Origin of the sequence: Streptomyces longisporus, assembly GCF_039532765.1 — a bacterium.
In the GTDB taxonomy this organism is placed as follows: domain Bacteria; phylum Actinomycetota; class Actinomycetes; order Streptomycetales; family Streptomycetaceae; genus Streptomyces; species Streptomyces longisporus.
In genome coordinates this window covers 187,036-213,433 of the sequence record NZ_BAAASG010000002.1, presented here as the reverse complement: position 1 = coordinate 213,433, position 26,398 = coordinate 187,036, and the positions used below count along the sequence as shown (strand labels likewise).

Annotated in this window: 22 protein-coding genes and 1 riboswitch; of the genes, 17 read left to right on the top strand and 5 right to left on the bottom strand. The window is 72.1% G+C overall.

Annotation, left to right across the window (positions count from 1 at the left end; all coding sequences use genetic code 11):
• Positions 1–152 precede the first annotated feature (152 nt).
• The 3 genes from ABD355_RS02525 (at position 153) to ABD355_RS02515 (ending at position 5,306) form a co-directional block, all read left to right on the top strand.
• Positions 153–1,055, top strand: a complete 903-nt coding sequence (locus tag ABD355_RS02525) for a universal stress protein (RefSeq protein ID WP_344398343.1) — start codon at positions 153–155, stop codon at positions 1,053–1,055.
• A gap of 9 nt (positions 1,056–1,064) precedes the next feature.
• A complete protein-coding gene (gene ppdK / locus ABD355_RS02520) occupies positions 1,065–3,773 on the top strand; it encodes a pyruvate, phosphate dikinase (RefSeq protein ID WP_344398342.1) in 2,709 nt (902 codons plus the stop codon).
• A gap of 219 nt (positions 3,774–3,992) precedes the next feature.
• Positions 3,993–5,306, top strand: coding sequence for a chloride channel protein (locus tag ABD355_RS02515; protein WP_344398341.1), 1,314 nt, complete (start codon positions 3,993–3,995; stop codon positions 5,304–5,306).
• 81 nt (positions 5,307–5,387) lie between these two features.
• Here the strand turns inward: ABD355_RS02515 and ABD355_RS02510 are convergent, their stop codons facing one another.
• Positions 5,388–5,753 carry a DUF6479 family protein gene (locus ABD355_RS02510; protein WP_344398340.1) on the bottom strand — a complete coding sequence of 122 codons (366 nt, stop codon included), beginning with the start codon at positions 5,751–5,753 and terminating at the stop codon, positions 5,388–5,390.
• A gap of 99 nt (positions 5,754–5,852) precedes the next feature.
• On the opposite strand from ABD355_RS02510, the gene ABD355_RS02505 reads away from it, so the two are divergent.
• Positions 5,853–6,227 carry a four-helix bundle copper-binding protein gene (locus tag ABD355_RS02505; RefSeq protein WP_344398338.1) on the top strand — a complete coding sequence of 125 codons (375 nt, stop codon included), beginning with the start codon at positions 5,853–5,855 and terminating at the stop codon, positions 6,225–6,227.
• A 3-nt stretch (positions 6,228–6,230) separates the two neighbouring features.
• Here ABD355_RS02505 and ABD355_RS02500 read toward each other — a convergent pair whose 3' ends face one another.
• Positions 6,231–6,806, bottom strand: coding sequence for a histidine phosphatase family protein (locus ABD355_RS02500; protein ID WP_344398337.1), 576 nt, complete (start codon positions 6,804–6,806; stop codon positions 6,231–6,233).
• A 132-nt stretch (positions 6,807–6,938) separates the two neighbouring features.
• A riboswitch (cobalamin riboswitch) is annotated at positions 6,939–7,067 on the top strand.
• Positions 7,068–7,102: 35 nt separating this feature from the next.
• On the opposite strand from ABD355_RS02500, the gene ABD355_RS02495 reads away from it, so the two are divergent.
• The 7 genes from ABD355_RS02495 to ABD355_RS02465 all read left to right on the top strand — a co-directional run bounded on the left by ABD355_RS02495 (position 7,103) and on the right by ABD355_RS02465 (position 16,221).
• Complete coding sequence (locus ABD355_RS02495; RefSeq protein WP_344398336.1) at positions 7,103–7,324, top strand: CbtB domain-containing protein; 222 nt, start codon at positions 7,103–7,105, stop codon at positions 7,322–7,324.
• A gap of 25 nt (positions 7,325–7,349) precedes the next feature.
• Positions 7,350–8,105, top strand: a complete 756-nt coding sequence (locus ABD355_RS02490) for a CbtA family protein (RefSeq protein ID WP_344398334.1) — start codon at positions 7,350–7,352, stop codon at positions 8,103–8,105.
• A gap of 139 nt (positions 8,106–8,244) precedes the next feature.
• Positions 8,245–9,459, top strand: coding sequence for an acyl-CoA dehydrogenase family protein (locus tag ABD355_RS02485; protein ID WP_344398333.1), 1,215 nt, complete (start codon positions 8,245–8,247; stop codon positions 9,457–9,459).
• 69 nt (positions 9,460–9,528) lie between these two features.
• Positions 9,529–10,347, top strand: coding sequence for an oxygenase MpaB family protein (locus ABD355_RS02480; protein ID WP_344399026.1), 819 nt, complete (start codon positions 9,529–9,531; stop codon positions 10,345–10,347).
• Positions 10,348–10,409: 62 nt separating this feature from the next.
• Entirely contained in the window at positions 10,410–12,650 is a 2,241-nt protein-coding gene (locus ABD355_RS02475) for a serine/threonine-protein kinase (RefSeq protein WP_344398332.1), read from the top strand.
• Positions 12,651–13,873: 1,223 nt separating this feature from the next.
• Positions 13,874–15,442 (top strand): phytoene desaturase family protein, encoded by a 1,569-nt coding sequence (locus tag ABD355_RS02470; RefSeq protein WP_344398331.1) that lies wholly within the window; start codon positions 13,874–13,876, stop codon positions 15,440–15,442.
• Positions 15,439–16,221 (top strand): class I SAM-dependent methyltransferase, encoded by a 783-nt coding sequence (locus ABD355_RS02465; RefSeq protein ID WP_344398330.1) that lies wholly within the window; start codon positions 15,439–15,441, stop codon positions 16,219–16,221. Before ABD355_RS02470 ends, ABD355_RS02465 begins: the two co-directional genes overlap by 4 nt.
• A gap of 265 nt (positions 16,222–16,486) precedes the next feature.
• On the opposite strand, the gene ABD355_RS02460 is transcribed toward ABD355_RS02465, so the two are convergent.
• Entirely contained in the window at positions 16,487–17,200 is a 714-nt protein-coding gene (locus ABD355_RS02460) for an SDR family oxidoreductase (RefSeq protein ID WP_344398329.1), read from the bottom strand.
• A 171-nt stretch (positions 17,201–17,371) separates the two neighbouring features.
• On the opposite strand from ABD355_RS02460, the gene ABD355_RS02455 reads away from it, so the two are divergent.
• From ABD355_RS02455 to ABD355_RS02430, 6 genes are all read left to right on the top strand, one after another.
• Complete coding sequence (locus tag ABD355_RS02455) at positions 17,372–17,980, top strand: TetR/AcrR family transcriptional regulator (protein ID WP_344398328.1); 609 nt, start codon at positions 17,372–17,374, stop codon at positions 17,978–17,980.
• Positions 17,981–18,241: 261 nt separating this feature from the next.
• Positions 18,242–19,588 carry an MFS transporter gene (locus ABD355_RS02450; RefSeq protein WP_344398326.1) on the top strand — a complete coding sequence of 449 codons (1,347 nt, stop codon included), beginning with the start codon at positions 18,242–18,244 and terminating at the stop codon, positions 19,586–19,588.
• Between the two features lie 26 nt (positions 19,589–19,614).
• A complete protein-coding gene (locus tag ABD355_RS02445) occupies positions 19,615–20,274 on the top strand; it encodes a response regulator transcription factor (protein WP_344398324.1) in 660 nt (219 codons plus the stop codon).
• 14 nt (positions 20,275–20,288) lie between these two features.
• Positions 20,289–21,689, top strand: a complete 1,401-nt coding sequence (locus ABD355_RS02440) for a sensor histidine kinase (protein ID WP_344398323.1) — start codon at positions 20,289–20,291, stop codon at positions 21,687–21,689.
• Entirely contained in the window at positions 21,686–22,720 is a 1,035-nt protein-coding gene (locus ABD355_RS02435; protein WP_344398322.1) for a TAXI family TRAP transporter solute-binding subunit, read from the top strand. The genes ABD355_RS02440 and ABD355_RS02435 overlap by 4 nt, the downstream gene beginning before the upstream one ends.
• 249 nt (positions 22,721–22,969) lie before the next feature.
• Entirely contained in the window at positions 22,970–24,094 is a 1,125-nt protein-coding gene (locus ABD355_RS02430) for a glycoside hydrolase family 16 protein (protein ID WP_344398320.1), read from the top strand.
• Here ABD355_RS02430 and ABD355_RS02425 read toward each other — a convergent pair whose 3' ends face one another.
• Complete coding sequence (locus ABD355_RS02425; RefSeq protein WP_344398319.1) at positions 24,095–24,556, bottom strand: hypothetical protein; 462 nt, start codon at positions 24,554–24,556, stop codon at positions 24,095–24,097.
• A 77-nt stretch (positions 24,557–24,633) separates the two neighbouring features.
• Positions 24,634–26,388, bottom strand: a complete 1,755-nt coding sequence (locus tag ABD355_RS02420; RefSeq protein ID WP_344399025.1) for a serine hydrolase domain-containing protein — start codon at positions 26,386–26,388, stop codon at positions 24,634–24,636.
• Positions 26,389–26,398: the final 10 nt, after the last annotated feature.

Here is a 26,398-nt window from a genome sequence, read left to right as displayed (position 1 = left end):
CCGAGCGGGGATCTCCCCACCCTCGCCGTCCGCCCCCCGGCGTGCGCAGGGGCCGAACGGACCCGGTTGGAGACCTGGCGGCCCATACCCGCCGGTAGGCCACGGTACGAAGCTGGCAGCGAGGAGCAGACCGAGCGCAGGAGGTGCGCACCATGCTTCCGCCCGTCATCGCCGGAGTCGACGGATCCGCCGAGAGTCTCGCCGCCGCCGAGTGGGCCGCCCGGGAGGCGGTACGCCGCGACCTGCCGCTGCGGCTCGTGCACGCCTGGAACTGGCACCCCCGCCAGGAGGACGGCGAGATCGCCACCGCAGCACAGCGCCACCTCGCCCAGCGGTCCCTGCGCCAGGCGGAGGACCGCATCCGCCGCACCTGCTCCGCCGTGAAGCTCGACCAGGAGCAGGTCGAGGGCCCCGCGACCGCCGCCCTGCTGAAGGCGGCCGAACAAGCCGCCCTGCTGGTGGTGGGTTCGCGCGGTCTCAGCGGCTTCACCGGGTTCCTGGTCGGTTCGGTCGCCCTGGGTGTGGTGGCGGGGGCCGGCAGGCCCGTCGTCCTCGTCAGGGCCGGTGAGGAGGCCGCCGACGAGCATCTGCCGGACGACGACGGCGCCGGGTCCACCCGCACCGGATACCGGGACGTCGTCCTCGGCATCGACCTCGCCGACCCCTGCGACGAGGTGATCGAGTTCGCCTTCGAGGAGGCCCGGCTGCGGCGCTCGCGGCTGAAGGTCGTGCACGCCTGGCAGCAGCCCTCACCCATCGGGCTCGGCTCCGGGGACATCGGCCTGGTGAACCGCCCGGACCGGGCCGAGGAGTGGCTCGGCTTCCTGACCGCCGTCCTCCAGGTGTGGCGCGAGAAGTACCCCGGGGTCCAGGTCGTCGAGACCGTGACCGAGGGCCGCGCGGCCTCGGTACTGGTGCGGGCCGCGTCCGGGGCGAGCCTGCTCGTCGTGGGCCGCCGCAGGACCGGGCGGCCCACCGCCCCCCGTACCGGCCCGGTCGCCCACGCCGCCATCCACCACGTCGGCTGCCCCGTGGCCGTCGTACCCCATGACTGAGAGGCCGCGATGACCAAGCCGACGAAGTACGTGTACGGATTCGCCGAGGGCGGCCGCGACATGGCGGCCCTGCTCGGCGGCAAGGGCGCCGGACTCGCCGAGATGACCCGGATCGGCCTGCCCGTCCCGCCCGGATTCACCGTCACCACCGACGCCTGCAAGGTCTACCTGGCCACGGGCGAGGAACCGCCCGAACTCGGCGTCGAGGCCGCCCAGGCCCTGGCCGGTCTGGAGCGGGCCATGGGACGGACCCTCGGCGCCCCCGACGACCCCCTGCTGGTGTCCGTGCGCTCGGGCGCCCGCTTCTCCATGCCCGGCATGATGGACACCATCCTCGACATCGGGCTCAACGACCGGTCGGTCAACGGGCTCGCCAAGGCCTCCGGGCAGGAGCGGTTCGCCTGGGACTCCTACCGCAGGCTCATCCAGATGTTCGGGCACACCGTGATGGGCGTGGACGGCGACCTGTTCGAACAGGCCATCGCCGCGCTCCCCCAGTCTCGCCTTCGCTCGACCGGGGGAGCCCCCATGGCGGACGACCACGACCTCGACGTCGGCGAACTCATGGCGCTCACCGAGGAGTTCAAGGCCGTCATCCGCAAGGAGACCGGCGAGGACTTCCCGCAGGACCCGGCCGACCAGCTCGCCCGCGCCGTCCGCGCGGTCTTCGACTCCTGGAACACCGAACGCGCCCACGTCTACCGCCACCGCGAACACATCCCGGAGGACCTCGGCACCGCCGTCAACGTACAGGCCATGGTCTTCGGCAATCTGGGCGCCGACTCCGGCACGGGCGTCGCCTTCACCCGCGACCCCGCCACCGGAGAACGCGGCATGTACGGCGACTATCTGCCCGACGCGCAGGGCGAGGACGTCGTCGCAGGCGTGCGTGACGCGCTGCCCCTGCGCGAGCTCAGGTCCCTCGACCCCCGGGCCTACGTCGAGCTCGGCGACCATCTGCGCACCCTTGAGAGGCACTACCGCGACCTGTGCGACGTCGAGTTCACCGTCGAACGCGGCAAGCTGTGGATCCTGCAGACCAGGGTGGGCAAGCGCACCGCAGAGGCCGCCTTCCGCATCGCCCACGACCTGCGCGAGGAAGGGACGATCAGTGCCGACGAGGCGCTGGCCCGTGTGAACGGCGCCGAGCTGTCCCGGCTGATGTTTCCCCGCTTCGACGTGAAGACCACCGACGTGCCCCTCGCCCACGGCGTGCCCGCCTCGCCGGGCGCCGCGGTGGGTGCCGTCGTCTTCGACTCCACCGAGGCCGTACGGCGTGCCGCAGCCGGCGAGCCGGTGGTCCTCGTCCGCCGCGAGACGACCCCCGACGACCTGCCCGGCATGATCGCCGCACAGGCCGTGCTGACCAGCCGCGGCGGCAAAACCAGCCATGCCGCGGTCGTCGCGCGCGGCATGGGCAAGGTGTGCGTGTGCGGCGCGGAGGAGCTGGCCGTGGACCCGCTCGCGCGGCAGTTCACCGCTGCGTCCGGAGCAGTGGTCCGCGAGGGCGACGTCGTCTCCGTCGACGGCACGGCGGGCACCGTGCACCTCGGTGCCCTGCCGCTCACCGCCTCCCACGTCGGACGCGCCCTGGAGACCGGGACCGCCACGGATGCGCTCACCGAGGCCGTGCTGGGCGCTCTGGCCCGCGCCGACTCGGGGCGCCGCCTGCAGGTGCGGGCCAACGCCGACACACCCGAGGACGCCGTCCGCGCCCGCGCGCTGGGCGCGCAGGGGATCGGGCTGTGCCGCACCGAGCACATGTTCCTCGGCGAGCGCAGGGAACTGGTCGAGGCGATGATCCTGGCCCGCGACGACCTCGCACGCGAACGGGCGCTGGACGCCCTGCTGCCGCTGCAGCGGGCCGACTTCACCGCCATCCTCGAGGCGATGGACGGGCTGCCGGTGACGATCCGGCTGATCGATCCGCCGCTGCACGAGTTCCTGCCCGACCGCACCGAACTGGCCGTCCGCCTGGCCCGCACCGAGCACCCGGACCCGCACGAGAGGGAACTGCTCGCCGCCGTGGAGCGGATGCACGAGCAGAACCCGATGCTGGGCCTGCGCGGGGTCCGCCTGGGTCTGGCCGTGCCGGGCCTGATGGCCATGCAGGTGCAGGCGATCGCCGAGGCCGTGGTCGAGCGGCTGCGCGTGGGCGGCACCCCGCGGGCCGAGATCATGATCCCGCTGGTCGGCACGGTCGAGGAACTGAGGCTGGCCCGCTCCGAGGCGGAACTGGTGCTCGGCGAGGTGGAGACCGAGACCGGTCTGAGGCTCGACTGCCCGATCGGCACGATGATCGAGCTGCCACGCGCCGCGCTCACCGCCGGACGCATCGCAGAGGCGGCCGACTTCTTCTCCTTCGGCACCAACGACCTCACCCAGACCACCTGGGGCCTGTCCCGCGACGACGCGGAGGCGTCCTTCTTCCCGCTCTACATCGACAAGGGCGTCTTCTCCGTGTCGCCCTTCGAGACGATCGACCAGGAGGGCGTCGGCCGGCTGGTGGAGCTCGGCGTCGAGGCGGGCCGCGCCGTCAACCCCCGCCTGGAGACCGGGGTGTGCGGGGAGCACGGCGGTGACCCCGACTCGATCCACTTCTTCCACCGCGTGGGACTGGACTACGTCTCCTGCTCGCCGTTCCGGATCCCGGCGGCCCGGCTGGAGGCGGGCCGTGCGTCCCTGATGGACACCACCGGTATCAGCGACAGCCGGTGACGCGTTGTCCGGTGACGGGGCGGAGGATTTTGCCCACGGGGCCCGGCAGTGTGGTCGTGGTGACGGGCAATGAATTACCGAATGGATAACATTGCCCAGTTATGGGGTGAATTGCCTCTCGCGTCTCGACCTCAGGAGGACCCTATCGCCGCGACGAGTTCGGCAGCGGCCGTGTCCGCGCCGGGGAATCAGCCCCCTGAGGCCGACCAACTGCAGAGGATGCTGCGCCGCCCCGAGTACCGCAGGGCGCTGGTGTTCTGCGGGCTGATCGGTCTTCCGGTGGCGCTCCTCGCGTTCTGGTTCCTCGTGGCGCTCCACCAGCTGGAGCAGCTGATCTGGACCGACTGGCCCAAGGACCTGGGCTGGAAGCAGGCGCCCTGGTGGTGGGCGCTGCCCTTGATGGCGGTGGCCGGGCTGACCGTGGGTCTGGTGGTCGCCCGGCTTCCTGGGCGGGGCGGGCACATCCCGGCGGGCGGTCTGCACGCCGGCGGGATCACCGAGAAAGCGCTGCCGGGTGTCCTCGTGGCCGCGCTCGTCGGACTGCCACTCGGGGTCGTACTGGGTCCCGAGGCGCCGCTGATCGCCCTGGGCGGCGGTCTGGCGCTGCTCTTCGCGAGTCTGGTCCGGGCGCCCCGGACCGAGGCGAGCACGGCGTTGCTCGGCGCGGCCGGGGCCGCGGCGGCCATCTCGGCGCTCTTCGGGAACCCGGTGGTGGGGGCCGTGCTCCTGATGGAAGTGGCCGGGATGGGCGGGCCGCAGCTGTTCGCGGTGATGCTGCCGGCCCTGCTGGCCAGCGGAGTCGGGGACCTGATCTTCACCGGGTTCGTGCACTGGACCGGCCTGGAGACCGGGAGCCTGGACATCGGGCTGCCCAGTCCGCCACCGCTCGACTGGGCGGACGTCCTGTGGGTCCTGCTGATCGCGCCGGCCCTCGCCTTCCTCATCCACTGGGTCTTCGTGGGCGGGAGGTTCGTGGCCGGCTTCGTGACGACCCGGACTGTGCGGAACACCACCCTGTGCGCGCTGGGAGCGGCGGCATGCATCACTCTCTACGCCATCTCCACCGGCCGTTCGCCGGCCGAGGCCGCCCTGTCCGGGGAGTCCGTCCTGTCCGTCCTGGCGCAGCACCCGCACGCCTGGCCGGTGGGCGCCCTGGTCGCGGTGCTGGTGTTCAAAGCCCTCGCGTACGCCTTCTGCCTGGGCAGCCTGCGCGGCGGACCCGTCTTCCCCGCCCTGTTCCTGGGCGGGGCGGCCGGTGTCCTGCTGTCGCCGCTGCCCGGTCTGGGGCTGGTGCCGGCGATGGCGGTCGGGATGGCGGCGTCGGTGACCGCGGCCCTGCGGGTGCCCGTGAGCAGCGTGGTCCTGGTCGTGCTCCTGCTGGGCAACGTGGACACGGCGGCGCTGGTGGTGCTGGCCGCCGTGGTGTCCTTCGTGGTGGTTCAGCTGCTGCCGCAAGGGCCCGGTATCCCCGCGTTCGGCGAGCCGCCCACCGGTCGAGCGTCTCGCACAGGGCGTCGCGGCCACCCTGAGTGAAGACGGGTGAAGGCCTGCGGAAAGTCGCCCGGGAACGGTAGGCGCTCCTCGTTCCCGGTGCCCGTTCGGACGTGGTGACCGTCAGCGGGTGCCCGGGCCGCCGCTGCCGAAGGCTCCGCTGTTGCCCTCGCTCCAGCGCTTGCGCTTTTGCGACGCACTGGTCCTGCTCGGCGTATTGCCGTGACCGGGCAGCTCGTGCGGGGTCAGCCGGTGCTCGCTGCGGGGGATCTCGGCGGGTTCGCGGTTCTCCCGTACCTCGCGCACCGGGCCGTCGTCCGGCAGCTGCGGCTGATCCTCCGGGCGTGGCGGAGCGGGTTCGCGGCGACGGATGCGGGCGCCCAGGAAGAAGGCACCGATCAGCAGGGCCACGACCGCCACCCCCACGACGACCAAGCCGATTCCGAGTGCGCCGCGGCCTGCGGCGATGTCCATCCATGAGGTGCTCATGGGCTCGCGGGTACCCATGGGACCCGGCGCCAACCGAACCGACCCGGCCGGACCTCGGTACCCGTGTTTGAGGCGACAGGCGAAGGCAACCCGCCAGGTGTGACTTCTTCGACGACCCAGCAGGAGCTCTTCCGGTTCCTGGAGGACCGCTTCGCCTGCGCGCAGGCGTGCACCGAGTGCGCACGCGCGTGTGCTCTGCGCGCGAGCCTCGTGGACCCGGACGGCACGGAGGAGCAGGAACAGGTACGACGCAAGGGCATCATGTGCGCGGAGGTGTGCGACGCGACCTGCCGTGTGCTGTCCGAGCAGAACCGATTGGACGAGTCCGCCATCCGCATCCAGGTGGAGTGGTGCCGCACCGTGTGCCTGGAGTGTGCGCATGCCTTCGACCGGCTGCCGGGTGCCGAGGACGGCGCGAAGGCCTGCCGGCAGTGCGCCGAGGCGTGCACGGAATTCCTCGCCACGCTGAACTGACGATCACAGCGGGGCGCCGACCGGCTGCCCGAGGCGCACGTTCCAGCGCCCGGACCTGCCGCTGAGTTCGATCGCCGTCAGCGGCGGGACGTCGGCGCGCCAGAACGCCGAATCCGGCGCCCCGAGCGCCCGGACCACGGCGGCCCGTACGGCCTCGGGCTCGACCACCGCGAGGGTGCGGCCCTGTGTCTGCGCGACCGTCTCCAGCCAGTCCGCCACCCGGTCGCACAGCGCCGCCACCGACTCCCCGCCGTGCGGTGCGGCCCCGGGGTCCGACAGCCAGCGGGCCAGCGCCTCCGGCTCCCGTTCGCTCACCTCCGTCAGCGTCGCACCGCGCCAGCGGCCCGCGTCCAGTGCCGTCAACTCCGGCGCCTCCACGGCGTCGAGGCCGAGAGCGACGGCCGTCTCGCGGCAGCGCACGGTGGGGGAGACCCAGACCCGTTCCGCCGCCGGCAGCGTGCCTGCGGCTGCCTTTGCCTGCCGCAGTCCCGAGGCGTCCAGCGGGCACCCGTCGTCGAAGCGGGCCTCCCTGAGGGCCGCGGTGATCGCAGGTGAGATCAAGATCACTCGGCTCGTCAAATGTCCACTCCCGCGCTCGGCATCGCTTCGAAATCCTTGAACTGACCATGATCCGGCGGCGAAAACGGCTCACCAGGGGCGCTCACGGCCGTCCCGTGCGCCCTTGGCCCCACCTCCGCTTCGCGGTACCTTCTCGTGGATATTGACGACGGCACAGCGGAAGCCGGTGGAATTCCGGCACGGTCGCGCCACTGTATGCCGGGCACGCACCCTGGGTGTGTGCCGGGCGAGTCAGACCCGCCCCGTCGTCGCGTGCACCACCGAGACGGGACGCGAGTTCCCCAGGAGGGCCTGCCATGGCGCAGTCTGTCGCTCAGCCGACCATCACCCCCACCGCCGTACCGGCAAAGCTGCCGATCGGCGCGATCGTCCCCTGGGCGGTCTTCTTCGGCATCCTGATGCTGGTTCTGCTCTACTTCGTCGGCGCCGAGCAGGGCGCCACCTCCGTGATGAGCGGGGACAACGTCCACGAGTGGGTGCACGACGCCCGCCACCTGCTCGGCTTCCCCTGCCACTGAGGGCGGCGAGAGAGCACGGCCGCCCATGAACTCGGCAACCGTCCGCAACCTCCTGGTGCGCGGCATGCTCGCGGGACTCGCCGCGGGCCTGCTCGCCCTCGTCGTCGCCTACTTCCTCGGTGAACCGCGCGTGGACGCGGCCATCGCCTACGAGCAGGCGCACTCCCACGAGCACGGCGTCGAAGCCGTCAGCCGCACGATGCAGTCCACCGCGGGCCTGTCCACCGGTGTTCTGGTCTACGGCGTCGCGTTCGGCGGCATCGCCGCCCTCGCGTACTGCTTCGCGCTCGGCCGCATCGGCCGCTTCGGGCCGCGCGCGAGCGCGCTGCTCCTGGCGGCCGCCGGGCTGATCGCCGTGTACGTCGTGCCGTTCCTGAAGTACCCGGCCAACCCGCCGTCCGTCGGCGACCCCGACACCATCGGCAAACGCACCACGCTGTACTTCCTGATGGTGGTGCTGAGCGTGCTGCTGGCCGTCGCCGCCGTCATCCTGGGCAGGCGCCTCGCGCCCCGCCTGGGCAACTGGAACGCGACCCTCGCCGCAGGGGCGTTCCTGGTCCTCACCATCGGGCTCGCGTACGCGTTCCTGCCGTCCTTCAACGAGGTCCCCAGGGACTTCTCCGCCACCCTGCTCTGGCAGTTCCGACTGGCGGCCCTGGCCGTCCAGTTGACCCTGTGGGCCTCCTTCGGGCTGGTCTTCGGGGTGCTGGCGGAGCGGGTGCTCGTCCCGAGGCCGGTGCGGGCGAACGGCGCCGCCCAGCCAACTCCCGTTGCCCACTGACCGGTTCCACCAGGTCACTCGGCAAAGGGCCCCCGGTCGTCGACCGGGGGCCCTTTCCCTGTCCCTCGCCATTCCCAATTTCTGGAACACGTTCTACGGTGTGCGCCGTCAGGACCGGCCTGCGAAGCCTGGAGGCGCCGTGCACCTCGAATACACGCCCGAGCAGCAGCGGCTGCGCACTGAACTGCGCTCGTACTTCGCCGAGTTGGTGCCGGACAACGCCTACGCCCGGCATGGCGACCCGGCCGCCCAGAAACGTTTCTACCGCGAGACCATCCGGCGCCTGGGCGCCGACGGCTGGCTCGGCGTGGGCTGGCCGAAGGAGTACGGCGGGCGCGGGCTGACCGCGATGGAGCAGTTCATCTTCTTCGACGAGGCCGCGCAGGCCGGTGTACCGCTGCCGCTGATGGCGCTGAACACCGTCGGCCCTACGATCATGCAGTTCGGCACGGACGAGCAGAAGGAGTACTTCCTGCCCAAGATCCTCGCCGGCGAGATCGACTTCGCGATCGGCTACAGCGAGCCCGACGCGGGGACGGACCTCGCGTCCCTGAAGACGCGCGCCGTACGGGACGATGGGGGCACCTCCCGCTCGAGTGAATTCGAGAGCGGGGGAGAGTACGTCGTCAACGGGCAGAAGATCTGGACCACCAACGGCGACACCGCGGACTGGGTGTGGCTGGCGACCCGCACCGACCCCGATGCCCCGCCCCACAAGGGCATCACCATGCTCCTCGTCCCCACCACCGACCCCGGCTACTCCTGCACCGTCATCAACACCCTCGCCTCGCACGACACCACGGCGAGCTACTACGAGAACATCCGCGTCCCCGTCTCCCGCCGCGTCGGCGCCGAGAACCAGGGCTGGCGGCTGATCACCAACCAGCTCAACCACGAGCGCGTCACCCTCGCCGCCCACGGCACCATGGCCATCCGCGCCCTGCAGGACGTGCAGCGCTGGGCCACGGAGACCAAACTCGCCGACGGCCGCCGCGTCATCGACCTGCCCTGGGTGCGCCGCCGCCTCGCCCAGACCCACACCAGACTCGACGCGATGAAGCTGCTCAACTGGCGGATGGTGCACGCCGTCCAGAACGGCACCCTCACCCCGCAGGACGCCTCCGCGGTCAAGGTCTACGGCTCCGAGGCGCGCCGGGACGCCTACGCCTGGCTGATGGAGATCGTCGGCGCGGCGGGCGCGCTGAAGGAGGGCTCCGCGGGTGCGGTCCTGCACGGCGAACTGGAGCGCGGCTACCGCTCCGCCGTGATCTTCACCTTCGGCGGCGGCAACAACGAGATCCAGCGGGAGATCATCTCGTGGATCGGTCTGGGGATGCCCAGGGTCCGGCGTTAGCCTGCAGAGGTGACGGACATCCAGGCAGGCGACCCCGGGCTCTTCGGACCGTCCTCGGTGACCTGGCAGATGCACGGCGACCCGATGATGTGGGTCGCCGGAGTCCGCGCGCTCTACCTCCAGGCGCTGCACCCGCGGGCCGTACGAGGCGTCATGCAGAACTCCACTGCGTTTAATCGTCAAAAGAGTGGCCGCAACGACGCGTGGGGCCGGCTGATGCGCACCGCCAACTTCGTCGGCACCATCACCTACGGCACCACCGAGGCCGCCGAACGGGCCGGCGCCCGCGTCCGGAAGATCCACACCATGCTGTCGGCGACCGACCCGGACACGGGGGAGCGGTACGGCGTCGACGAACCCGAGCTGCTGCTGTGGGTGCACTGCGCCGAGATCGACTCCTATCTGCAGGTCGCGCGCCGCTCCGGCTTCCCGCTCACCGACGCGCAGGCCGACCGCTACATCGGCGAACAGCGCGCCGGCGCCCGCCTGGTGGGCCTCGACCCCGACGTCGTACCGGCCAACCAGGAGGAGATGGCCGCCTACTTCGAGAAGGTACGGCCCGAACTCGCTGTCGGACCAGAAGCACGCGAAGTGGACGACTTCCTGCTACGCCCGCCGACGCACCCCCTGCTCGTCCCCGCGCGCGAGGTGTTGTGGCGGCGCGTGGCCCGACTGGCGTACGCCGCCCTGCCGCCGTACGCCCACGAGCTGTACGGCAGACCCGCCCCGAAACCCGACACCGTCACCCTCCAACTGCGTGCCACAGGCAACCTGCTTCGCTGCATTCCCGCACGTCTGCGCTGGCAACTCCCGCCCAAACACATCCTGCGTGCCATGTCACGGCTCGGCCCCGGCTCCCGCCCGGCACCGTACAAACTCGGACGATAGCTCGCCATACTGGACGAGCCAGGGGTGGGCGGGACGAAAAGTAACGGGGGCGATCGCAGCAGATGGGGGACAGCAGGCTGATCCAGGGCCGGTACCGGCTGCTCGACCTGATCGGGCGGGGCGGCATGGGCGAGGTGTGGCGATCGCGCGACGAGTCGCTCGGCCGGCATGTCGCCGTGAAGTGCCTCAAGCCCCTCGGCCCGCACCACGACCAGTCCTTCACCCGGGTCCTCAGGGAACGCTTTCGCCGCGAGGCCCGCGTGGCCGCCGCCCTCCAGCACCGCGGGATCACCGTCGTGCACGACTTCGGGGAGTACGACGGCATCCTCTACCTGGTGATGGAACTCCTGGAGGGCCGCAACCTCTCCCAGCTCCTGGAGGACAACAAGCACCACCCGCTGCCGGTCGGCGACGTCGTCGAGATCGCCGACCAGGTCGCCTCCGCCCTCGCCTACACCCACCAGCAGGGCATCGTGCACCGCGACCTGAAACCCGCCAACATCATGCGGCTGGCGGACGGCACGGTGAAGATCTGCGACTTCGGCATCGCCCGCCTCGGCCACGACATCGGCTTCACCTCGCGGCTCACCGGCACCGGCATCGCCATGGGCACCCCGCACTACATGTCGCCCGAGCAGATCGGCGGCTCGGAGGTCGACCAGCGCAGCGACCTGTACTCGCTGGGCTGTGTCCTGTACGAGATCGCCACCGGGGTCCCGCCGTTCGACCTCGACGACGCCTGGGCGATCCTCGTCGGCCACCGCGACACCCCACCCCGGCCGCCGCGCAGTCGGCGGGCCGAGCTCCCCGAATACCTGGAGAAGATCATCCTGGACCTGCTGGCCAAGCTCCCCGAGCAACGCCCGCACGACGCACGGGAGCTGGGCCGCCGTATCACCGCGGGCCGCACGACACCGGCGTACGTACCGACCGTCGTGACCCCGCAGCCGGTGCTCCGACCGCCGGAGCAGGTCCCCTCCCGCGAGCCCCGGCTGCCCTCCTGGACGCGCGGCATGACCACCGGCCACAAGGCGACCGGCGCCGGCCTCGGCGCCACGCCTCCGGACGCCGGAGCGGGCCTCACCGGTGAATGGATTGCCCGGCCCGCGGGCGGACGGGGCGAGGGCCCCGCCCCCGACCGGCCCCCCGCGCCCTCCGCGCAGGTCCTCACCGCCCTCGCCGGACGGCACAACGCCGGGCTCAGCCTGGGACGCCTCGGCCGCTGGGCGGAGGCCGGCGAGGTGCACCGCGCGGTCGCCGCCGAACGCGCCCACCTCCTCGGCCCCGACCACCCCGACACCCTCGCCAGCCGCTACGAGGTCGCCTTCACGCTCAGCCGCACCGGCCGCGCCGCCGACGCCCTGCAGGAGTACAAGTTCGTGGCCGCCGCGCGAACCCGCGCGCTCGGCGCCGACCACCCCGACACGCTCGCCGCCCGTCAGGAAATGGCGTACGTGCTGGGCCAGTTGGGGCGTCACTTCGACGCTCACCAGGTGTACACCGCCGTGCTCGCCGCACGGGAGCGCGGCATGGGCCCCGACCACCCCGACACCCTGCGCTGCCGCCACAACCTCGCCTTCAACCTCAGCAGACTCGGCCGCCTGGAGGACTCCTACCGCATGGCCTGCGAGGTGGCCGCCGCCCGCGCCCGCGTGCTGGGGCCCCAGCACCCCGACACCCTCGTCACCCGCTACGAAGTCGCCTACGCGCTCGGCCAGTTGGACCGCTGGCCGGAGGCCCTGCAGACCTACCGCGAGGTCGCCGAGGCCCGCGCCCAGGCCCTCGGCCCCGACCACGCCGACACCCTCGCCGCCCGCTACGAGGTCGGCATCAGCCTCGGCCGCCTGGGCCGCAGCGCGGAGGCGCTCACCCTCTACCGCGACCTGATCGACGACCGCACCCGCGTCCAGGGCCCCACCCACCCCGAGACCCTGCGGGCCCGGCACGGCCTCGGCGTCAACCTCGGCCGCCTGGGCCGCTGGGAGGAGGCCCTCGCCGAGTCCCGCGACGTCTGCGCCATCCGCGAACGCGTCCTCGGCCCCGACCACCCCGACACCCTGGTCAGCCGCCGCGAGGTCGCCGTCGGCCTCGGCTGGCTGGGCCGCTGGTCCGACGCCCTCACCGAATACCGCCGCGTGGCCGCCGCCCGCGAACGCGTCCTCGGCCCAGACCACCCCGACACCCTCGCCAGCCGCAACGACGAGGCCCACTGCCTGGAACAACTCGGCCGCGCCGCCGAAGCCGTCGAGCTGTACCGCCGAGTGGCGGTACTGCGCCAGCAGCGGGCGCCGGGCGGGCGCTGACGGGGGCCCGATCTTCGGGGCTGGTTGTCGATGGGCGGCTGGGCTTCCGTGGTCCTGGGCCGGCCGGGCCGCGGGTCGAGCACCGTGGTGTGGCTGCCGCTCGCGGACATGTCCGGGGCCCCGGCTGGCCCGCACGCTGGCGGGCCGCGACGACGTGGCCCGATTGCCCGGAGCAGCTTGGCCGTGGTGCGGAGGCCGTCGAGGTGTACCGCCGAGTGGCGGTACTGCGCCAGCAGCGGGCGTCGGGCGGGCGCTGACGGGGCCCCGATCTTCGGGGCTGGTTGTCGATGGGCGGCTGGGCTTCCGTGGTCCTGGGCCGGCCGGGCCGCGGGTCGAGCACCGTGGTGTGGCTGCCGCCCGCGGACATGGCCGGGGCCCCGGCCGGCCCGCACGCTGGCGGGCCGCGACGACGTGGCCCGATTGCCTGGAGCAGCTTGGCCGTGGTGCGGAGGCCGTCGAGGTGTACCGCCGAGTGGCGGTACTGCGCCAGCAGCGGGCGTCGGGCGGGCGCTGACGGGGGCCCCGATCTTCGGGGCTGGTTGTCGATGGGCGGCTGGGCTGCCGTGGTCCTGGGCCGGCCGGGCCGCGGGTCGAGCACCGTGGTGTGGCTGCCGCTCGCGGACATGGCCGGGGCATCGGCCGGCCCGCACGCTGGCGGGCCGCGACGACGTGGCCCGATTGCCTGGCAGCCCGGCCGTGGTGCGCAGGCCGTCGAGGTGTACCGCCGGGTGGCGGTAGTGCGCCGGCAGAAAGTGTCCGGCGGACGCTGACGGGGTCGCTGGGTGGGCCGTGCACCGTGGTGTGGCTGCCGCCTGCGGATATGGCCGGGGCCCCGGCCGCCCCCGCACGCCAGCCGGTCGCAGCGACGTGGCCCGTGGCCTGGCAGCTTGGCCGCGGTGCGGAGGCCGTCGAGCTGTGCCGGGCGGGTGGCGGTACTGCGTCGGCAGCGGGCGTCGGGCGGACGCTGGCGCGCCTCGGGACCTTCGCGGCCTTGGTCGGCCGGGCCGCGGGTCGAGCACCGTGGCGTGGCTGCCGCCCGCGGACATGCCCCGGGCCCGACCACCCCGACACCCTCGCCAGCCGGAACGACGAGGCCCGCTGCCTGGAACAGCCGGCGCCGAAGCCGTCGAGCGGTACCGCGCCGGCGGCGCGCGTCCGGCGGGCGCCGACCCCGTCGCCGTACACCTCTGGCCGCTGACGATCATCGCGTGTTACCAAGAACCATGGCTGCACACGAGGGACACCGGACATACGACGCTGTGATCGTCGGCGGGGGCCACAACGGCCTGGTCGCCGCCGCCTACCTGGCCCGGGCCGGACGGTCCGTACTGGTTCTGGAGCGGCTGGGCCACACCGGAGGCGCCGCCGTCTCCACCCGCCCCTTCGCCGGCGTCGACGCACGGCTGTCGCGCTACTCCTACCTGGTCAGCCTGCTGCCGAAGAAGATCGTGCGCGACCTCGGCCTCGACTTCCGTATCCGGGCCCGCACCATCTCCTCGTACACCCCCGTGGAACGGGACGGCCGCCCCACCGGGCTCCTGGTCGGCGGCGGCGAGCGGCGCACCCGGGAGGCCTTCGCCCGGCTCACCGGCTCCGACCGCGAGTACGAGGCCTGGCAGCGCTTCTACGGCATGACCGGCCGCGTCGCCGAGCGGGTCTTCCCGACCCTCACCGAACCGCTGCCCACCCGCGACGAACTGCGCCGCCGCATCGACGACGAGGAGGCCTGGCGCACGCTCTTCGAGGAGCCCATCGGCACCGCGGTCGAGGACCGCTTCGCCGACGACCTCGTACGGGGAGTCGTCCTCACCGACGCCCTCATCGGCACCTTCGCCGACGCCCATGACCCTTCATTGGCCCAGAACCGCTGCTTCCTCTACCACGTGATCGGCGGCGGCACCGGAGCCTGGGACGTGCCCGTCGGCGGCATGGGCGCCCTGACCGACGCCCTGGCCACCGCGGCCCGGGACGCGGGTACCGCCATCGCCACCGGACACGAGGCCGTACGCATCGACACCGACGGCCAAACCGCCGAGATCACCTACCGCACGGCGGACGGGGAAGGCGTCGTAGCCGCCCGGCACGTCCTCGTGGGCGCTTCCCCGCAGGCCCTCGCCGAGCTGACCGGCGACACGCCCCCGACCCCCGCCGAGGGCGCCCAGCTCAAGGTCAACATGCTCCTCAAGCGGCTGCCGAGGCTGCGCGACAGCTCCGTAGACCCGCGCGAGGCGTTCTCCGGCACCTTCCACATCGCCGAGGGCTACCAGGAGCTCGCCGCCGCCCACGCCCAGGCCGCCTCCGGACAGCTCCCTGCCGCGCCGCCCTCGGAGATCTACTGCCACTCCCTCACCGACCCGACGATCCTCGGCCCCGACCTCGTCGACCGGGGCTACCAGACCCTCACCCTCTTCGGTCTGCACACACCCGCCCGGCTCTTCGAACGCGACAACGACGCCGTACGCGAAGAACTCCTGAAGTCCACCCTCGCCCAACTCGACGCCCACCTGGCCGAACCTCTCGCCGACTGCCTGGCGACCGACGAGGACGGCCGCCCCTGCATCGAGGCGAAGACCCCGCTCGACCTGGAGCGCGACCTTCGCCTGCCGGGCGGCAACATCTTCCACCGCGAACTTTCCTGGCCCTACGCCCAGGACGGCACCGGCCGCTGGGGCGTGGAGACCCGGCACGCGAACGTGCTGCTGTGCGGGGCGGGCGCGGTGCGGGGCGGGGGCGTGAGCGGAGTGCCGGGGCACAACGCGGCGATGGCGGTGCTGGAGGCGACGGGCCGGTGAAGGGCTCGGCACAGGACTTCTACGACTCACTCGCCGCCGACTACCACCGCATCTTCCCGGACTGGGACGCGAGCATGACCCGCCAGGCCGCGGTCCTGGACGCTCTCGTCCGCAGGGAACTCGGCGCCGAACCGCACCGGTTGCTCGACTGCGCCTGCGGTATCGGCACCCAGGCGATCGGACTCGCACGCGCCGGCCACCAGGTCGTCGGCAGCGACCTGAGCCCCGTCGCCGCCGCGCGGGCCGCAGTCGAAGCCGCGGCCCGCGGCGTCGCGCTGCCCACCGCCGCGGCGGACATGCGCCAACTCCCCTTCGCGCCGGGCGCCTTCGACGTGGTCGTGTGCGCCGACAACTCGCTCGCCCACCTGCTGTCGGCGCGGGATGTGGCGGCGGCCCTGCGCGAGATGCGGCGGGTGCTGACGCACGACGGCCTGCTCCTGCTCACACTCAGAGACTACGACGACCTCCGCCGAACCCGGCCCGTCTCCACCCCGCCCCAGCTCTCGCACGGCTCGGACGGCCGGTCGATCACCTTCCAGCTGTGGCACTGGCACGCCGACGGCGAACGTTACGACCAGGAGTACTTCCAGCTCGTGCCGGAAGGAGGGGGCTGGGAGGTGCGGGTCCGCCGCATCACCTCCTGGGCCCTCACCCGCAGCGAGGTGACCGAAGCCGCGACCGCGGCCGGCTTCACCGACGTCACATGGCACATGTTGGACGCCAGTGGTTTCTACCAACCCGTCCTGACTGGAAGGGCGTCGGCCCCGACGCCCTGTTGATCAATCGGGACGGCCTGCGGGTCACCCACACGGTCGCGCTCTTCGGCGGTGGTGGAAGCCGATCTGCGTGCCGCGCCGGAGCGACTGCCGGATGGCGTGCCGGGGCTGGTACGCGGCGGGGAGGAGATCGGGCTGCCGGGCGGCCTTCGGCCGGTCCGTGCGGCAGGGCGGGAGCTGATCGTGGTCGCGCCGACGCAGGGGATGATTCCGGCTCTGTTGCCGCGCGTCCTCGCCCTGGGCACAGAGCCGGGCACGGATCTGCTCCTCAGGGGCGGGCCTGAACACCCATGCCGCCGGAGACGGTGAGATTGTCGCCGGTGATGTAGCCGGCGGCGTCCGAGGCGAGGAAGGCCACGGCTTCGGCGATGTCGGCGGGAGCGCCGACGCGGCCCAGCGGGACGTCCCGAGCCCAGGAGTCGATCATTTCCGGGGAGACCCCCAACTTGCCGTAGGCAGGGGTGTTGATCAGTCCCGGGCTGACGGCGTTGACGCGGACGCGGCGGGGGGCGAGTTCGAGCGCGAGGGACCGGATGAGGGGCAACAGTGCTCCCTTGGCGGCTGTCGTGGCGGCTCCGATCCCCTCGCCGGCGCCCACGGTGATCACGACCGAGGCGCCCTCGCTCAGGAGCGGGAGCGCCTTTTGCAGCGTGAAGAAGGTGCCCTTGACGTTGATGTCGAAGAGGGCGTCGAAGGCGTCTTCGTCGGTTGACTCGATCGGGCCGGGGCGGGAGATGCCCGCGTTCAGGAAGAGCAGGTCAAGGGAGCCCAACTGCCGGTGTGCCTGGTCCATCGCATGGTCGATGTCAGGCAGGGACCGTGCATCGGCCCGGACGACCAGGACTCCTTCGGGGAGTGCGGCGGTGGCGACATTGTCGACGCCGGTGACCATGACGCGGTAGCCGCGAGAGTGGAGCAGTTCAGCGGTCGCCTTGCCGATGCCGCTGGTTCCGCCGGTGATCAGGGCTGCAGGTGCAGACATGATGCGTTCCTTTGCGTGCTCTGGGGAGGTAGGGGTGATCGGCGAACGGTGCGGCCCGTGGAGCGTCGGCCCATGTCTCGGCGACCATGTGTGACAGCGTACGCCTACTTGGCAGTGACTGCCAAAGCTCAGGTGAGCGTCAAGCTGGCAGTGCTGGGCTAACCTGGTGCGGTGAAGCAGGAAGCCAAGACAACGACGGGCGCACCGACCACGCTGTGGGACCGGACGCGGCAGCTGGCCACCCAGGAGATCCTTGAGACGGCTCTGCGCCTGTTCACCGAGCAGGGCTACGACGAGACGACCATCGCCCAGATCGCCCGAGAGGCCGGCGTCTCCCAGCGCACCCTCTTTCGCTACTTCGGCACCAAGGAAGACCTTCTCGGCGGCGACCAGGACCGGTTCGGGCAGGTCCTGACGGACACGATCAGCGCACAGCCCGCCGACGTCGGCGTCTGGGAGGCGCTGCGCGCAGGGATCGCCGCTGTGCTGTCACTGCACGACAGCCGCGAGCGGGCCCTGGAGCGGTTCCATCTCCTGCACAACACCGCCTCGCTGCGTGCCGGTTGGCTGGAAAAGCGGCTGCGGTTCCAGGAGGACCTGCTGCCGCTCGTCGAGGCGCGCATGGACGCCGCCGGCGGCAGCGCGGATGCGAGGGCCCGCGCGATGATCGCGACGGCGTTCGCGTGCCTCGATGCCGCATCCATGACGTGGGTCGCGAACGATGGCAGGGGCGACATCATGGACCTGTACGACGAGTGCCTGGCCGCAGTGCGGGGCTGATGCTCGCCCCCGAGGCGGGGCGTTCCGGCTCCGGGCGGCGGCATGGTGAGCACGGCAGAGGCGCGCCCGGCTGCGCAGCCGTGGGCGGTTGACCCGCGGCCAGTCCTCGCACCGGTCGTGGCCGGACCACAACAGGCCCGGCTGCACACGACGTTCGAACCCTCAGTCCTAAGGGACTGTTAGGACTTGGTTCACGATATTGAGTGGCCCCGTGTTGCCGTCGAACCTGTGATCTCCCCGGCCGCAGACAAGGGAGTTCCGATGGCCACACAGAGCACGACCGAGCGCGCGCAGAAGCCGCGCCACGACGAACGCAGGGTCGTCAGCAACATCCTGCGCGGATCGATCGGCAACCTGATCGAGTGGTACGACTGGTACGCGTACACCGCGTTCAGCGTCTACTTCGCCGCCGTCTTCTTCCCTTCCGGCGACCAGACCGCCCAACTGCTGAACACCGCCGCGGTGTTCGCCGTCGGCTTCCTGATGCGGCCGATCGGTGGTTGGGTGCTCGGCCGCTACGCCGACCGCCGTGGCCGGCGGGCGGCCCTGACTCTGTCGGTGACCCTCATGGCCGCCGGTTCGCTGATCGTCGCACTGACCCCGTCGTACGGCTCGATCGGGGCCCTCGCGCCGGTGTTGCTGGTGACCGCGCGGCTGCTGCAGGGCCTTTCGGTCGGCGGTGAGTACTCGACCTCGGCCACCTACATGTCGGAGGTGGCCTCGCCCGGCCGCCGCGGCTACTACTCCAGCTTCCAGTACGTCACCCTCATCGCCGGCCAGCTGACGGCTCTGGGCCTGCAGATCATCCTGCAGCAGGTGCTCAGCACCGCCCAGCTGGAGGCCTGGGGCTGGCGGATCGCGTTCGTCGTCGGCGCCGCGGGAGCGGTCGTCGTGCTCTGGCTGCGGCGCGGGATGGACGAGTCGGAGAGCTTCGAGCGTGTCGCCGCCGGGGGCGAGGAGAAGGAGAAGGGCGGCCCGGCGCGGGGCAGCGTACGGCTGCTGCTGTCCTACCCGCGCCAGTGCCTGACCGTCGTGGGGCTGACCATGGGCGGCACGCTGTTCTTCTACACGTACACCACGTACCTGCAGAAGTTCATGGTCAACACCAGCGGTATCGCCAAGCCGACGGCGGCCTGGATCAACTTCTTCGCGCTGCTCGTGTTCGTCGTGCTCCAGCCGGTCGTGGGCCTGCTGTCCGACCGGGTGGGGCGCCGTCCGATGCTGATCGCCTTCGGGGTGCTGGGTGCCGCCGTGGTGGTGCCCTCGCTCACCCTCCTCTCCCACACCAGCGATCCCGTGTACGCGTTCCTGCTCATGGTGGTGCCGCTGGCCGTCAGCTCGCTGTACACCTCGATCAGCGCGGTGGTGAAGGCCGAGTTGTTCCCGACCTCGATCCGGGCGCTCGGTGTCGGCCTGCCCTACGCGCTGACCGTGGCCGTGTTCGGTGGGAGCGCCGAGTACGTCGCCCTGTGGTTCAAGAACGCCGGGCACGAGAGCTGGTACTTCTCCTACGTCACCGCCTGCGTTCTGGTCTCGCTGCTCGTCTACATTCGGATGCGCGAGACGTCGGACGGATCGCCGCTGGACGAGGATGTCTCCCGGTCGTAGGGCCGACGGGACGAAAGGAGGTGACTGTGCGCGTGCTACTGGCCGAGGACGACGACGGTGTGGCCGGTGCGCTGACCGAGGTCCTGTACGAGCACGGTCACCTGCCCACCCGGGTGCGGCGCGGCGAGGAGGTCCTCGTCCGCCACCGCCAGGCCGACCTGCTGCTGCTCGATCTCGGCCTGCCCGATCTCGACGGCTTGGAGGTGCTGCGCAAGTTGCGCACGGTCAGCGGTCTTCCGGTCGTGGTCCTCACCGCGCGCGGCGACGAGCGGTCGGTGGTGCGCGGGCTGCGGCTGGGCGCCGACGACTACCTGGTCAAGCCGGTACGGCTGGCCGAGCTGCTGGCCCGTATCGAGGCCGTCACCCGCCGCGCCACGACACCGGCCGCTCCGGCGCCGCGCACGGTCCGCGCCGCTGACGTCGAGGTCGACCTCGACGCCCGCCGGGTGACGGTCGGCGGCGCCGAGGTGCGGCTGACCACGAAGGAGTTCGCGGTCCTCGCCGCGCTGGCGGCCCGGTCCGGTACCGCGGTCAGCCGCCAGCAGCTGATGGACGAGGTGTGGGGTGACGCCTACCTGGCCGTGTCCCGCTCGCTCGACGTCCACCTCACCCAGCTGCGGGCCAAACTCGGCCGTCCCGAGGTGCTCACCACCATCCGGGGCTTCGGCTACCGGTTCGGCGGCTGAACCGGGGTCCTGCCATGCGTACCCGGGTACTGACCGTCGTCCTGGCCTTCGCCGTGCTCGCGGTGGCCGGCTTCGCCCTGCCGCTGCTGGGCGTGACGGCGTCCCAGCGCACCCAGCAGCTCGTCGCGGCGCGCACCGCCGATCTCGACCGCTTCGCATCGCTGGCCGAACAGGCCGCCGAGGGCGGCGACACCGGCACACTGAAAGCCGAGGTGACCCGCTACACCGAGCTGTACGGCGAGGCAGTGGTGGTCGTCGACGCCCGCCGCGCCCCGGTGGTGCAGACGGGCGGCATGCGGGCGGCCGCCCCCGCCGTCGCCCGCCTGATCGACGCGGCGCTGCGCAACCAGCGCGTCTCGCCCGGAGGCACGCTGCGCCCCTGGTCCCGCGGCCCGGACCTGCTGGCCCGCCCGGTGGGCACCGGCACCCGGGTGTCCGGGGCCGTCGTCCTGCGCGCCTCGGTCCGGGCCGCCGCCGACGACATCGCCCTGCGCTGGGCGCTGGTCCTCGCGGGCGCGGGCCTGTGCGCCGTGGCCTGCGTGCTGCTCGCCCGCGCCGCCACACGGTGGGTGGTACGCCCCCTGCACCGGCTCGACCGCGCGGTCGGCGCGCTGGCGGCCGGGCTGCCCGCCGAGCACGCACGGGCCGGCGGCCCACCGGAACTGCGCCAACTGGCCACCGGCTTCAACCGCATGGCCGACGCGGTGACCACGGCACTGGAACAACAGCGCCGTCTGGTGGCCGACACCTCGCACCAGCTGCGCAATCCGCTCGCCGCACTGCGCCTGCGCATCGACTCGCTCCAGTCCCGCCTGCCCGCCTCCGCCACCCGCACCTACAGCGGAGTCACGGCCGAACTCGAACGCATGGAACACCTCCTCGACGACCTGCTGGCCCTCGCGAACGCCGAACACCGTGCCGGGGAACTGTCCGTCACGGACGAGCGCGGAGCATGCTGCGACGCGACGGCGGTTGCTGCCGCCCAGATCCGGCTGTGGCAGCCGGTGGCCGAACAGGCCGGGATCCGCCTGGAGTTCACCCCCGGCCCGCCCCTCCTCATGGCCTGCACGGAGGGCGAACTGGCCCAGGTCGCCGACATCCTCCTCGACAACGCGATCAAGTACGCCGGTGACGGCGCCCGCGTCCGGACGCGCTGCTTCACCCAGGGCACGGACGCGGTGTTCGAGGTACGCGACGACGGTCCTGGCCTCGCGGACGGGGAATCCGCGCTGGCGGGCACCCGTTTCTGGCGCTCGGAGCGCCATCGCGACGTACGCGGCAGCGGCCTCGGCCTGGCGATCGCCGGGCAGCTGATGACCGGCCGCGGCGGACACGTCGAGTGTGCGGCGGCCGAGCCGCACGGCCTGCTGGTCCGGGTCGTGGTCCCCAAGGAGCAGAAGGGGGCCAGGACATGACCGCAGAGCAAGGACGCGGCATACGCGGCGCGCAGGCATACGGCCCCACCGCCCGCCGCACGGCTCTGCGGGCCGCGCTCGGTACGGCGTGCACCGGACTGCTGGCAGGCGCCGCGGCAGCCGACGCACGGCACGCCGACCGCGGCGCGGAAGGCCGCCTGCGGATCGCGACCGGCGAGGCGGACGGGTTCTACGCGGCCTTCGGCCGACTGCTCGGCGAGCAGGCCACGGCGGTGTACCCACGGCTGTCCTGCGAGGTGGTCCAGAGCGAGGGCAGTGTCGCCAACGTGCGGCTGCTCCAAGCGCGCCGCGCCGAGGTGGCGCTGGCCCTTGCCGACATCGCGTGGGCCGCGTACGGCGGCTCCGCCCCGTTCGGCCGCCGTGTCCCGCTGCGCGCCATCGGCCGCGTCTACGAGAACTACGTCCAGCTGGCCGTGCGCGCCGACGCGAGCGTGCGCAGCGACGCCGAGCTCGCGGGGCGCACCGTCTCCCTGGGAGCGCCCGCATCCGGCGGTGCCGTCCTCGGCGACCGCCTGCTGCGCGCGGCGGGCCTCGCGCCGGGCACCGACGTACAAGTCCGCCACCTGCTGATGCCGCAGGCGGCGCGCGCGATGCGGGACGGCGCGGTCGACGCGCTCCTGGTGGCAGGCGGCGTGCCCCTGCCCGTGCTGACCCGCCTCGGCACGCTCCCCGGCATCCGCCTGCTGCCGCTGGCCGATCTGCTGCCCCGACTGCGCACCGGCCCGGGACCGGCCGGCTCGGGTCTGGAAGCGGTGACGGTGCCTGCGGGTGCGTACCGGGGTACGCCGGAGGTGGCCACCATCGGCGTGGCCAACCTGCTCCTGTGCCGCCCCGACCTGCCCGCGCCCGTCGCCGCCGCCCTCACCCGCGTACTGGTCCGCCGGGCCACGCGCCTCGTGCCCACCACGGCGCTCGGCACCCAGTTCCTCGACGTCCGCAGCCTGATCTCCACCGGGGAGGTTCCCCTGCACCCCGGGGCCGTCGCCGCATACCGGGAACTGCACGGTTAGCGCGTCGCGGAGGAAGCCGGCGCAGACGGCGGCAGACAGTGCCGGCCGGCAGCGGGAGTGCCGGCCCCGACAGGCTGTTGATCATGAGTGTGTGAGTGAGATCTCGTTGTCCGTGGCCAGCGGATCTGCCTAGTCTCCGGGGGTCCGTCCCGGGTGGCCTTCGCCGCCGGAACGCCGAGTCCTGCGAAACACAACTGCGGTCCGCCCAGGACAGCTCACCTCGCAGGCGCCGTTGAGGAAGCCCCCACCATGCGCCAGTCCATCTCTCCCGCCCGCCTGGGCACAGCCGGAGCAGCAGCCGCGCTGTTGCTCCTGCCGGTCGCCCCCCAGGCCTTCGCGGCCCCCTCCGTCACCCAGGACAGCCTGACGCCGTCCACCATGACCGCGGGCGTCGCCGCGTCCGCCAAGCTGACCGTGCACTCCGCCGGCTGCTTCACGGCCAAGACGCTCGGTGTCGGTGTCCGGGATGCGGCCGGAAAGAACCTGGACTTCCCGGGGAACGCCTCGAATGTCCGTATATGCCCGAGTGGTGTGAAGTTCACCAGCGGCTCGCGCACCCTGCCGGCAGGCACGTACACGATCTTCGGCTTCTGGCAGGAGTCCGGCGGAGCCTGGCACAACCTGCCCTCGCACAAGCTGACCGTCAACAAAGCCTCGACCGCGACGTCGAGCAGCGGTGGCTCGCCGGTCTCCGGTCAGTCCCTGGTCTGGTCCGACGACTTCTCGGGCGGCATCGCCTGGGGCTCGAAGTGGGTCGGCGACAACAGCTCGTCCTACGCCTACGGCAACCACAACCCGGACGACAACAAGCTCGACTGGCTGGACCAGAGCAAGGTCACCACGTCGGGCGGCGTCGCGACCTTCACCGCCCAGCCCTCCTCGCACACCCTGGAGAACGGCAAGCAGGCCTGGGACACGGGCCTGCTCACCACCGAGGGCTCCAGCGGGGGCTTCCAGGTGAAGACCGGTGACTACGCCGAGACCCGGATCAAGATGCCCTCCGGCTCCGGCGCCTGGCCCGCCCTGTGGACCTGGAAGGACGGCAACGGCGAGATCGACTCCTTCGAGTACCACCCGGACAACCCGAACCTGCTGGAGCTGACCAACCACGTCACCTCGGGCTCCGACTACTACACCGACTCCGCCGCGGTCGCGCCCGGCCAGTGGGTCACCATCGGCACCCACTACGGTGCGAGCTCGGTGGACTGGTACGTCAACGGCAAGAAGGTCTACTCCGACGGACACGGCGTGGGCAGCAACTTCTCCGCGTATCTGATCCTCAACCTGTCGGTGAGTGCCGGCGAGTACCACCCCGCGCCCTCCGGCTCGACGCCGCTGACCATGCAGGCGGACTACGTGAAGGTCTACCGCTGATCAGCAGTCGACGGACAGGGTGAACGGCGTACGGTCGTTGCGCGGATCACGGTCGTCGACGCTCACCACCTGGACGTGCCCCTCGGCCCTGGTGCCGGGGGGCACGTCCGCGTCCACCCGGACCGGAACCAGCGCGGTGGCCGTCCGCAGCCGCGCAAGACCCGCCCCGAAGGTGCAGCGCACCAGGCGTCCGCGGGCCTCGGCGCGGCAGTCCTCGGGGAAGTACGGCCCCTCGGCGGTGAAGCCCGCCGGCAGCCTCACGACCACGGTGAACGCCGACGCGGTCTGCTCCGGCCCGCTGTTGGCCACGAAGGCGTGCACCACGGTACGGCCGCCGGGCGGCGCGGCGGCCGGGTCGAGCCGGACCACCTCCAGGTCGGAGTTCGAGGGCGTGGCGGCCAGTCCGGTTGCGCACATCACCACTGCGCCGACCGCGCATGCGGTCGCCACCCTTGTGGCCATCGACGCCTCCCACGTTCCGTGCGTTGATCAACGCTCACGGTAGCGGGGTGGCGTGGGATTCCCCGTGAGGGACGCCGTCAGTCGGTCGACTCCACCCAGCCCGTCGCGGCGATCCGCGCCGAGTCCGCCGGGCGCGCCTCGTCGAACAGGACGGTGTCCGGCGACTCGACGCGGATTCCGTCGACGTATGCACCGCGGCCGACGTACAGATGGTCGGTCGTGTACCGCCAGCGCAGCGTCAGCTGCGTGTGCGCCGGGAGATCGGCCGCCAGGCGGTGCCAGACGCGGCCCGACCAGCCGGTGACCGAGCCCGACGGATGCTCCTGCGACTCCTCGCCGCAGCGCCCGGTCGTGAAGGGGAGCGGCTGCCAGGTCGTGCCGCCGTCCGTCGTGGCCTCCAGGACGAGGACGTCCGAGGCGGGTTCGGTGTCCCACCACAGGGCGGAGGTCAGTCGTACCGCACCGTCCGTCGTGTCGAGCGTGGGCAGGGTGAGCGTGGCGGTCGTGGCGTTCGCCATGCCCGAGAACCACGCCGTACGTCCGTGTGCCGGGCGTACCGGTACGGCGCGTGCCAGGTTGTTGCCGGCGGCGACCCGGGGAGCGGATCCCGAGCGCCAACTGCGCACCGGGTGGACCGAGTTGCCGAGCACGACGAGGAAGGAGTCGGTGGTCGGGTCGAGCACCAGGGAGGTGCCCGTGAAACCGGTGTGCCCGGCGGTGCGCGGGGTGGCCATGGCGCCCATGTACCAGTGCTGGTAGAGCTCGAACCCGAGGCCGTGTTCATGGCCGGGGAACGCGGTGTTGAAGTCGGTGAACATCAGTTCCACGGACTCCGGCCGCAGGATGCGCGCCCTGCCGTAGCAGCCGCCGTTGAGCAGCGTCCGGCCGAGCACGGCCAGGTCCCAGGCACAGGAGAACACCCCGGCGTGTCCGGCGACCCCGCCGAGGCTGTAGGCGTTCTCGTCGTGCACCTCGCCCCACACCAGCCCCCGCTCCAGGCCGGACCAGGGGCCGCGCTGGTCCTCCGTGGCCGCGATCTTCGGCTTCCAGGAGGCGGGCGGGTCGTAGCGGGTGCGGTCGAGGCCGAGCGGTCCTGTGATCTCCTCGTGAAGGAGGGTGTCGAGCGTGCGGCCGGTGATCCTCTCCAGGACCAGCTGGAGAGAGATCAGATTGAGATCCGAGTAGAGGTACTTGGTGCCGGGCGGATTGATCGGGGCTTCGTCGAAGACGAGTTGAAGCCTCGCCTCGTGCGTCGGCGCCTTGTACAGCGGGATCCAGTCACGGAACCCCGAGGTGTGGGTGAGGAGCTGACGGATCGTGATGTCCTGCTTGCCGGCCGCGCCGAACTCCGGGAGGTAGGAGGCGACCGTCCCCTCCAGCTCCAGCGCGCCCCGTTCCAGCTGTTGCACCGCCAGCAGCGAGGTGAACAGCTTGGACACCGAGGCCAGGTCGAAGACGGTGTCCTCGGCCATGGGGATCTGCCGGTCGGGCGGGAACTCGATGCCGGTGTCGGTCTTCTCGTCGTACGCCGCATAGCGCACCGCCATCCCGATGGACCGGTGCAGCGCCACGGTGCCGCCCCGCCCGGCGAGCAGCACGGCGCCCGCATACCAGGGGTGCTTGGGGGAGGGGCCGAGGAACGCCTCGGCGTCCACGACCAGTTGGCGCAGATGGGCGGGGAGCAGGCCGGCGCGTTGCGGGCTGCCGTGGCGCAGCGTGGGGTGGTGTCTGGAGGCCGTGGCCGCCGCGGCCGGTCCCGCGGGAAAGGGGGCGATGGCCAGGGCGCCGCCCAGGGCGAGGGCGGCCCGTCCGATCTGGCGACGCGTCGGCATCCGGCAGTCG

What these genes read in the sequence shown, in the direction of transcription:
- ABD355_RS02490 (WP_344398334.1), top strand. Translation starts at nt 7,350, where the DNA reads ATGAACTCGGCAACCGTCCGCAACCTCCTGGTGCGCGGCATGCTCGCG.
- ABD355_RS02450 (WP_344398326.1), top strand. Translation starts at nt 18,242, where the DNA reads ATGGCCACACAGAGCACGACCGAGCGCGCGCAGAAGCCGCGCCACGAC.
- ABD355_RS02495 (WP_344398336.1), top strand. Translation starts at nt 7,103, where the DNA reads ATGGCGCAGTCTGTCGCTCAGCCGACCATCACCCCCACCGCCGTACCG.
- ABD355_RS02420 (WP_344399025.1), bottom strand. Translation starts at nt 26,388, where the DNA reads ATGCCGACGCGTCGCCAGATCGGACGGGCCGCCCTCGCCCTGGGCGGC.
- ABD355_RS02475 (WP_344398332.1), top strand. Translation starts at nt 10,410, where the DNA reads ATGGGGGACAGCAGGCTGATCCAGGGCCGGTACCGGCTGCTCGACCTG.
- ABD355_RS02480 (WP_344399026.1), top strand. Translation starts at nt 9,529, where the DNA reads ATGCACGGCGACCCGATGATGTGGGTCGCCGGAGTCCGCGCGCTCTAC.
- ABD355_RS02435 (WP_344398322.1), top strand. Translation starts at nt 21,686, where the DNA reads ATGACCGCAGAGCAAGGACGCGGCATACGCGGCGCGCAGGCATACGGC.
- ABD355_RS02470 (WP_344398331.1), top strand. Translation starts at nt 13,874, where the DNA reads ATGGCTGCACACGAGGGACACCGGACATACGACGCTGTGATCGTCGGC.
- ABD355_RS02440 (WP_344398323.1), top strand. Translation starts at nt 20,289, where the DNA reads ATGCGTACCCGGGTACTGACCGTCGTCCTGGCCTTCGCCGTGCTCGCG.
- ABD355_RS02430 (WP_344398320.1), top strand. Translation starts at nt 22,970, where the DNA reads ATGCGCCAGTCCATCTCTCCCGCCCGCCTGGGCACAGCCGGAGCAGCA.
- ABD355_RS02515 (WP_344398341.1), top strand. Translation starts at nt 3,993, where the DNA reads ATGCTGCGCCGCCCCGAGTACCGCAGGGCGCTGGTGTTCTGCGGGCTG.
- ABD355_RS02460 (WP_344398329.1), bottom strand. Translation starts at nt 17,200, where the DNA reads ATGTCTGCACCTGCAGCCCTGATCACCGGCGGAACCAGCGGCATCGGC.
- ABD355_RS02525 (WP_344398343.1), top strand. Translation starts at nt 153, where the DNA reads ATGCTTCCGCCCGTCATCGCCGGAGTCGACGGATCCGCCGAGAGTCTC.
- ABD355_RS02425 (WP_344398319.1), bottom strand. Translation starts at nt 24,556, where the DNA reads ATGGCCACAAGGGTGGCGACCGCATGCGCGGTCGGCGCAGTGGTGATG.
- ppdK (WP_344398342.1), top strand. Translation starts at nt 1,065, where the DNA reads ATGACCAAGCCGACGAAGTACGTGTACGGATTCGCCGAGGGCGGCCGC.
- ABD355_RS02510 (WP_344398340.1), bottom strand. Translation starts at nt 5,753, where the DNA reads ATGAGCACCTCATGGATGGACATCGCCGCAGGCCGCGGCGCACTCGGA.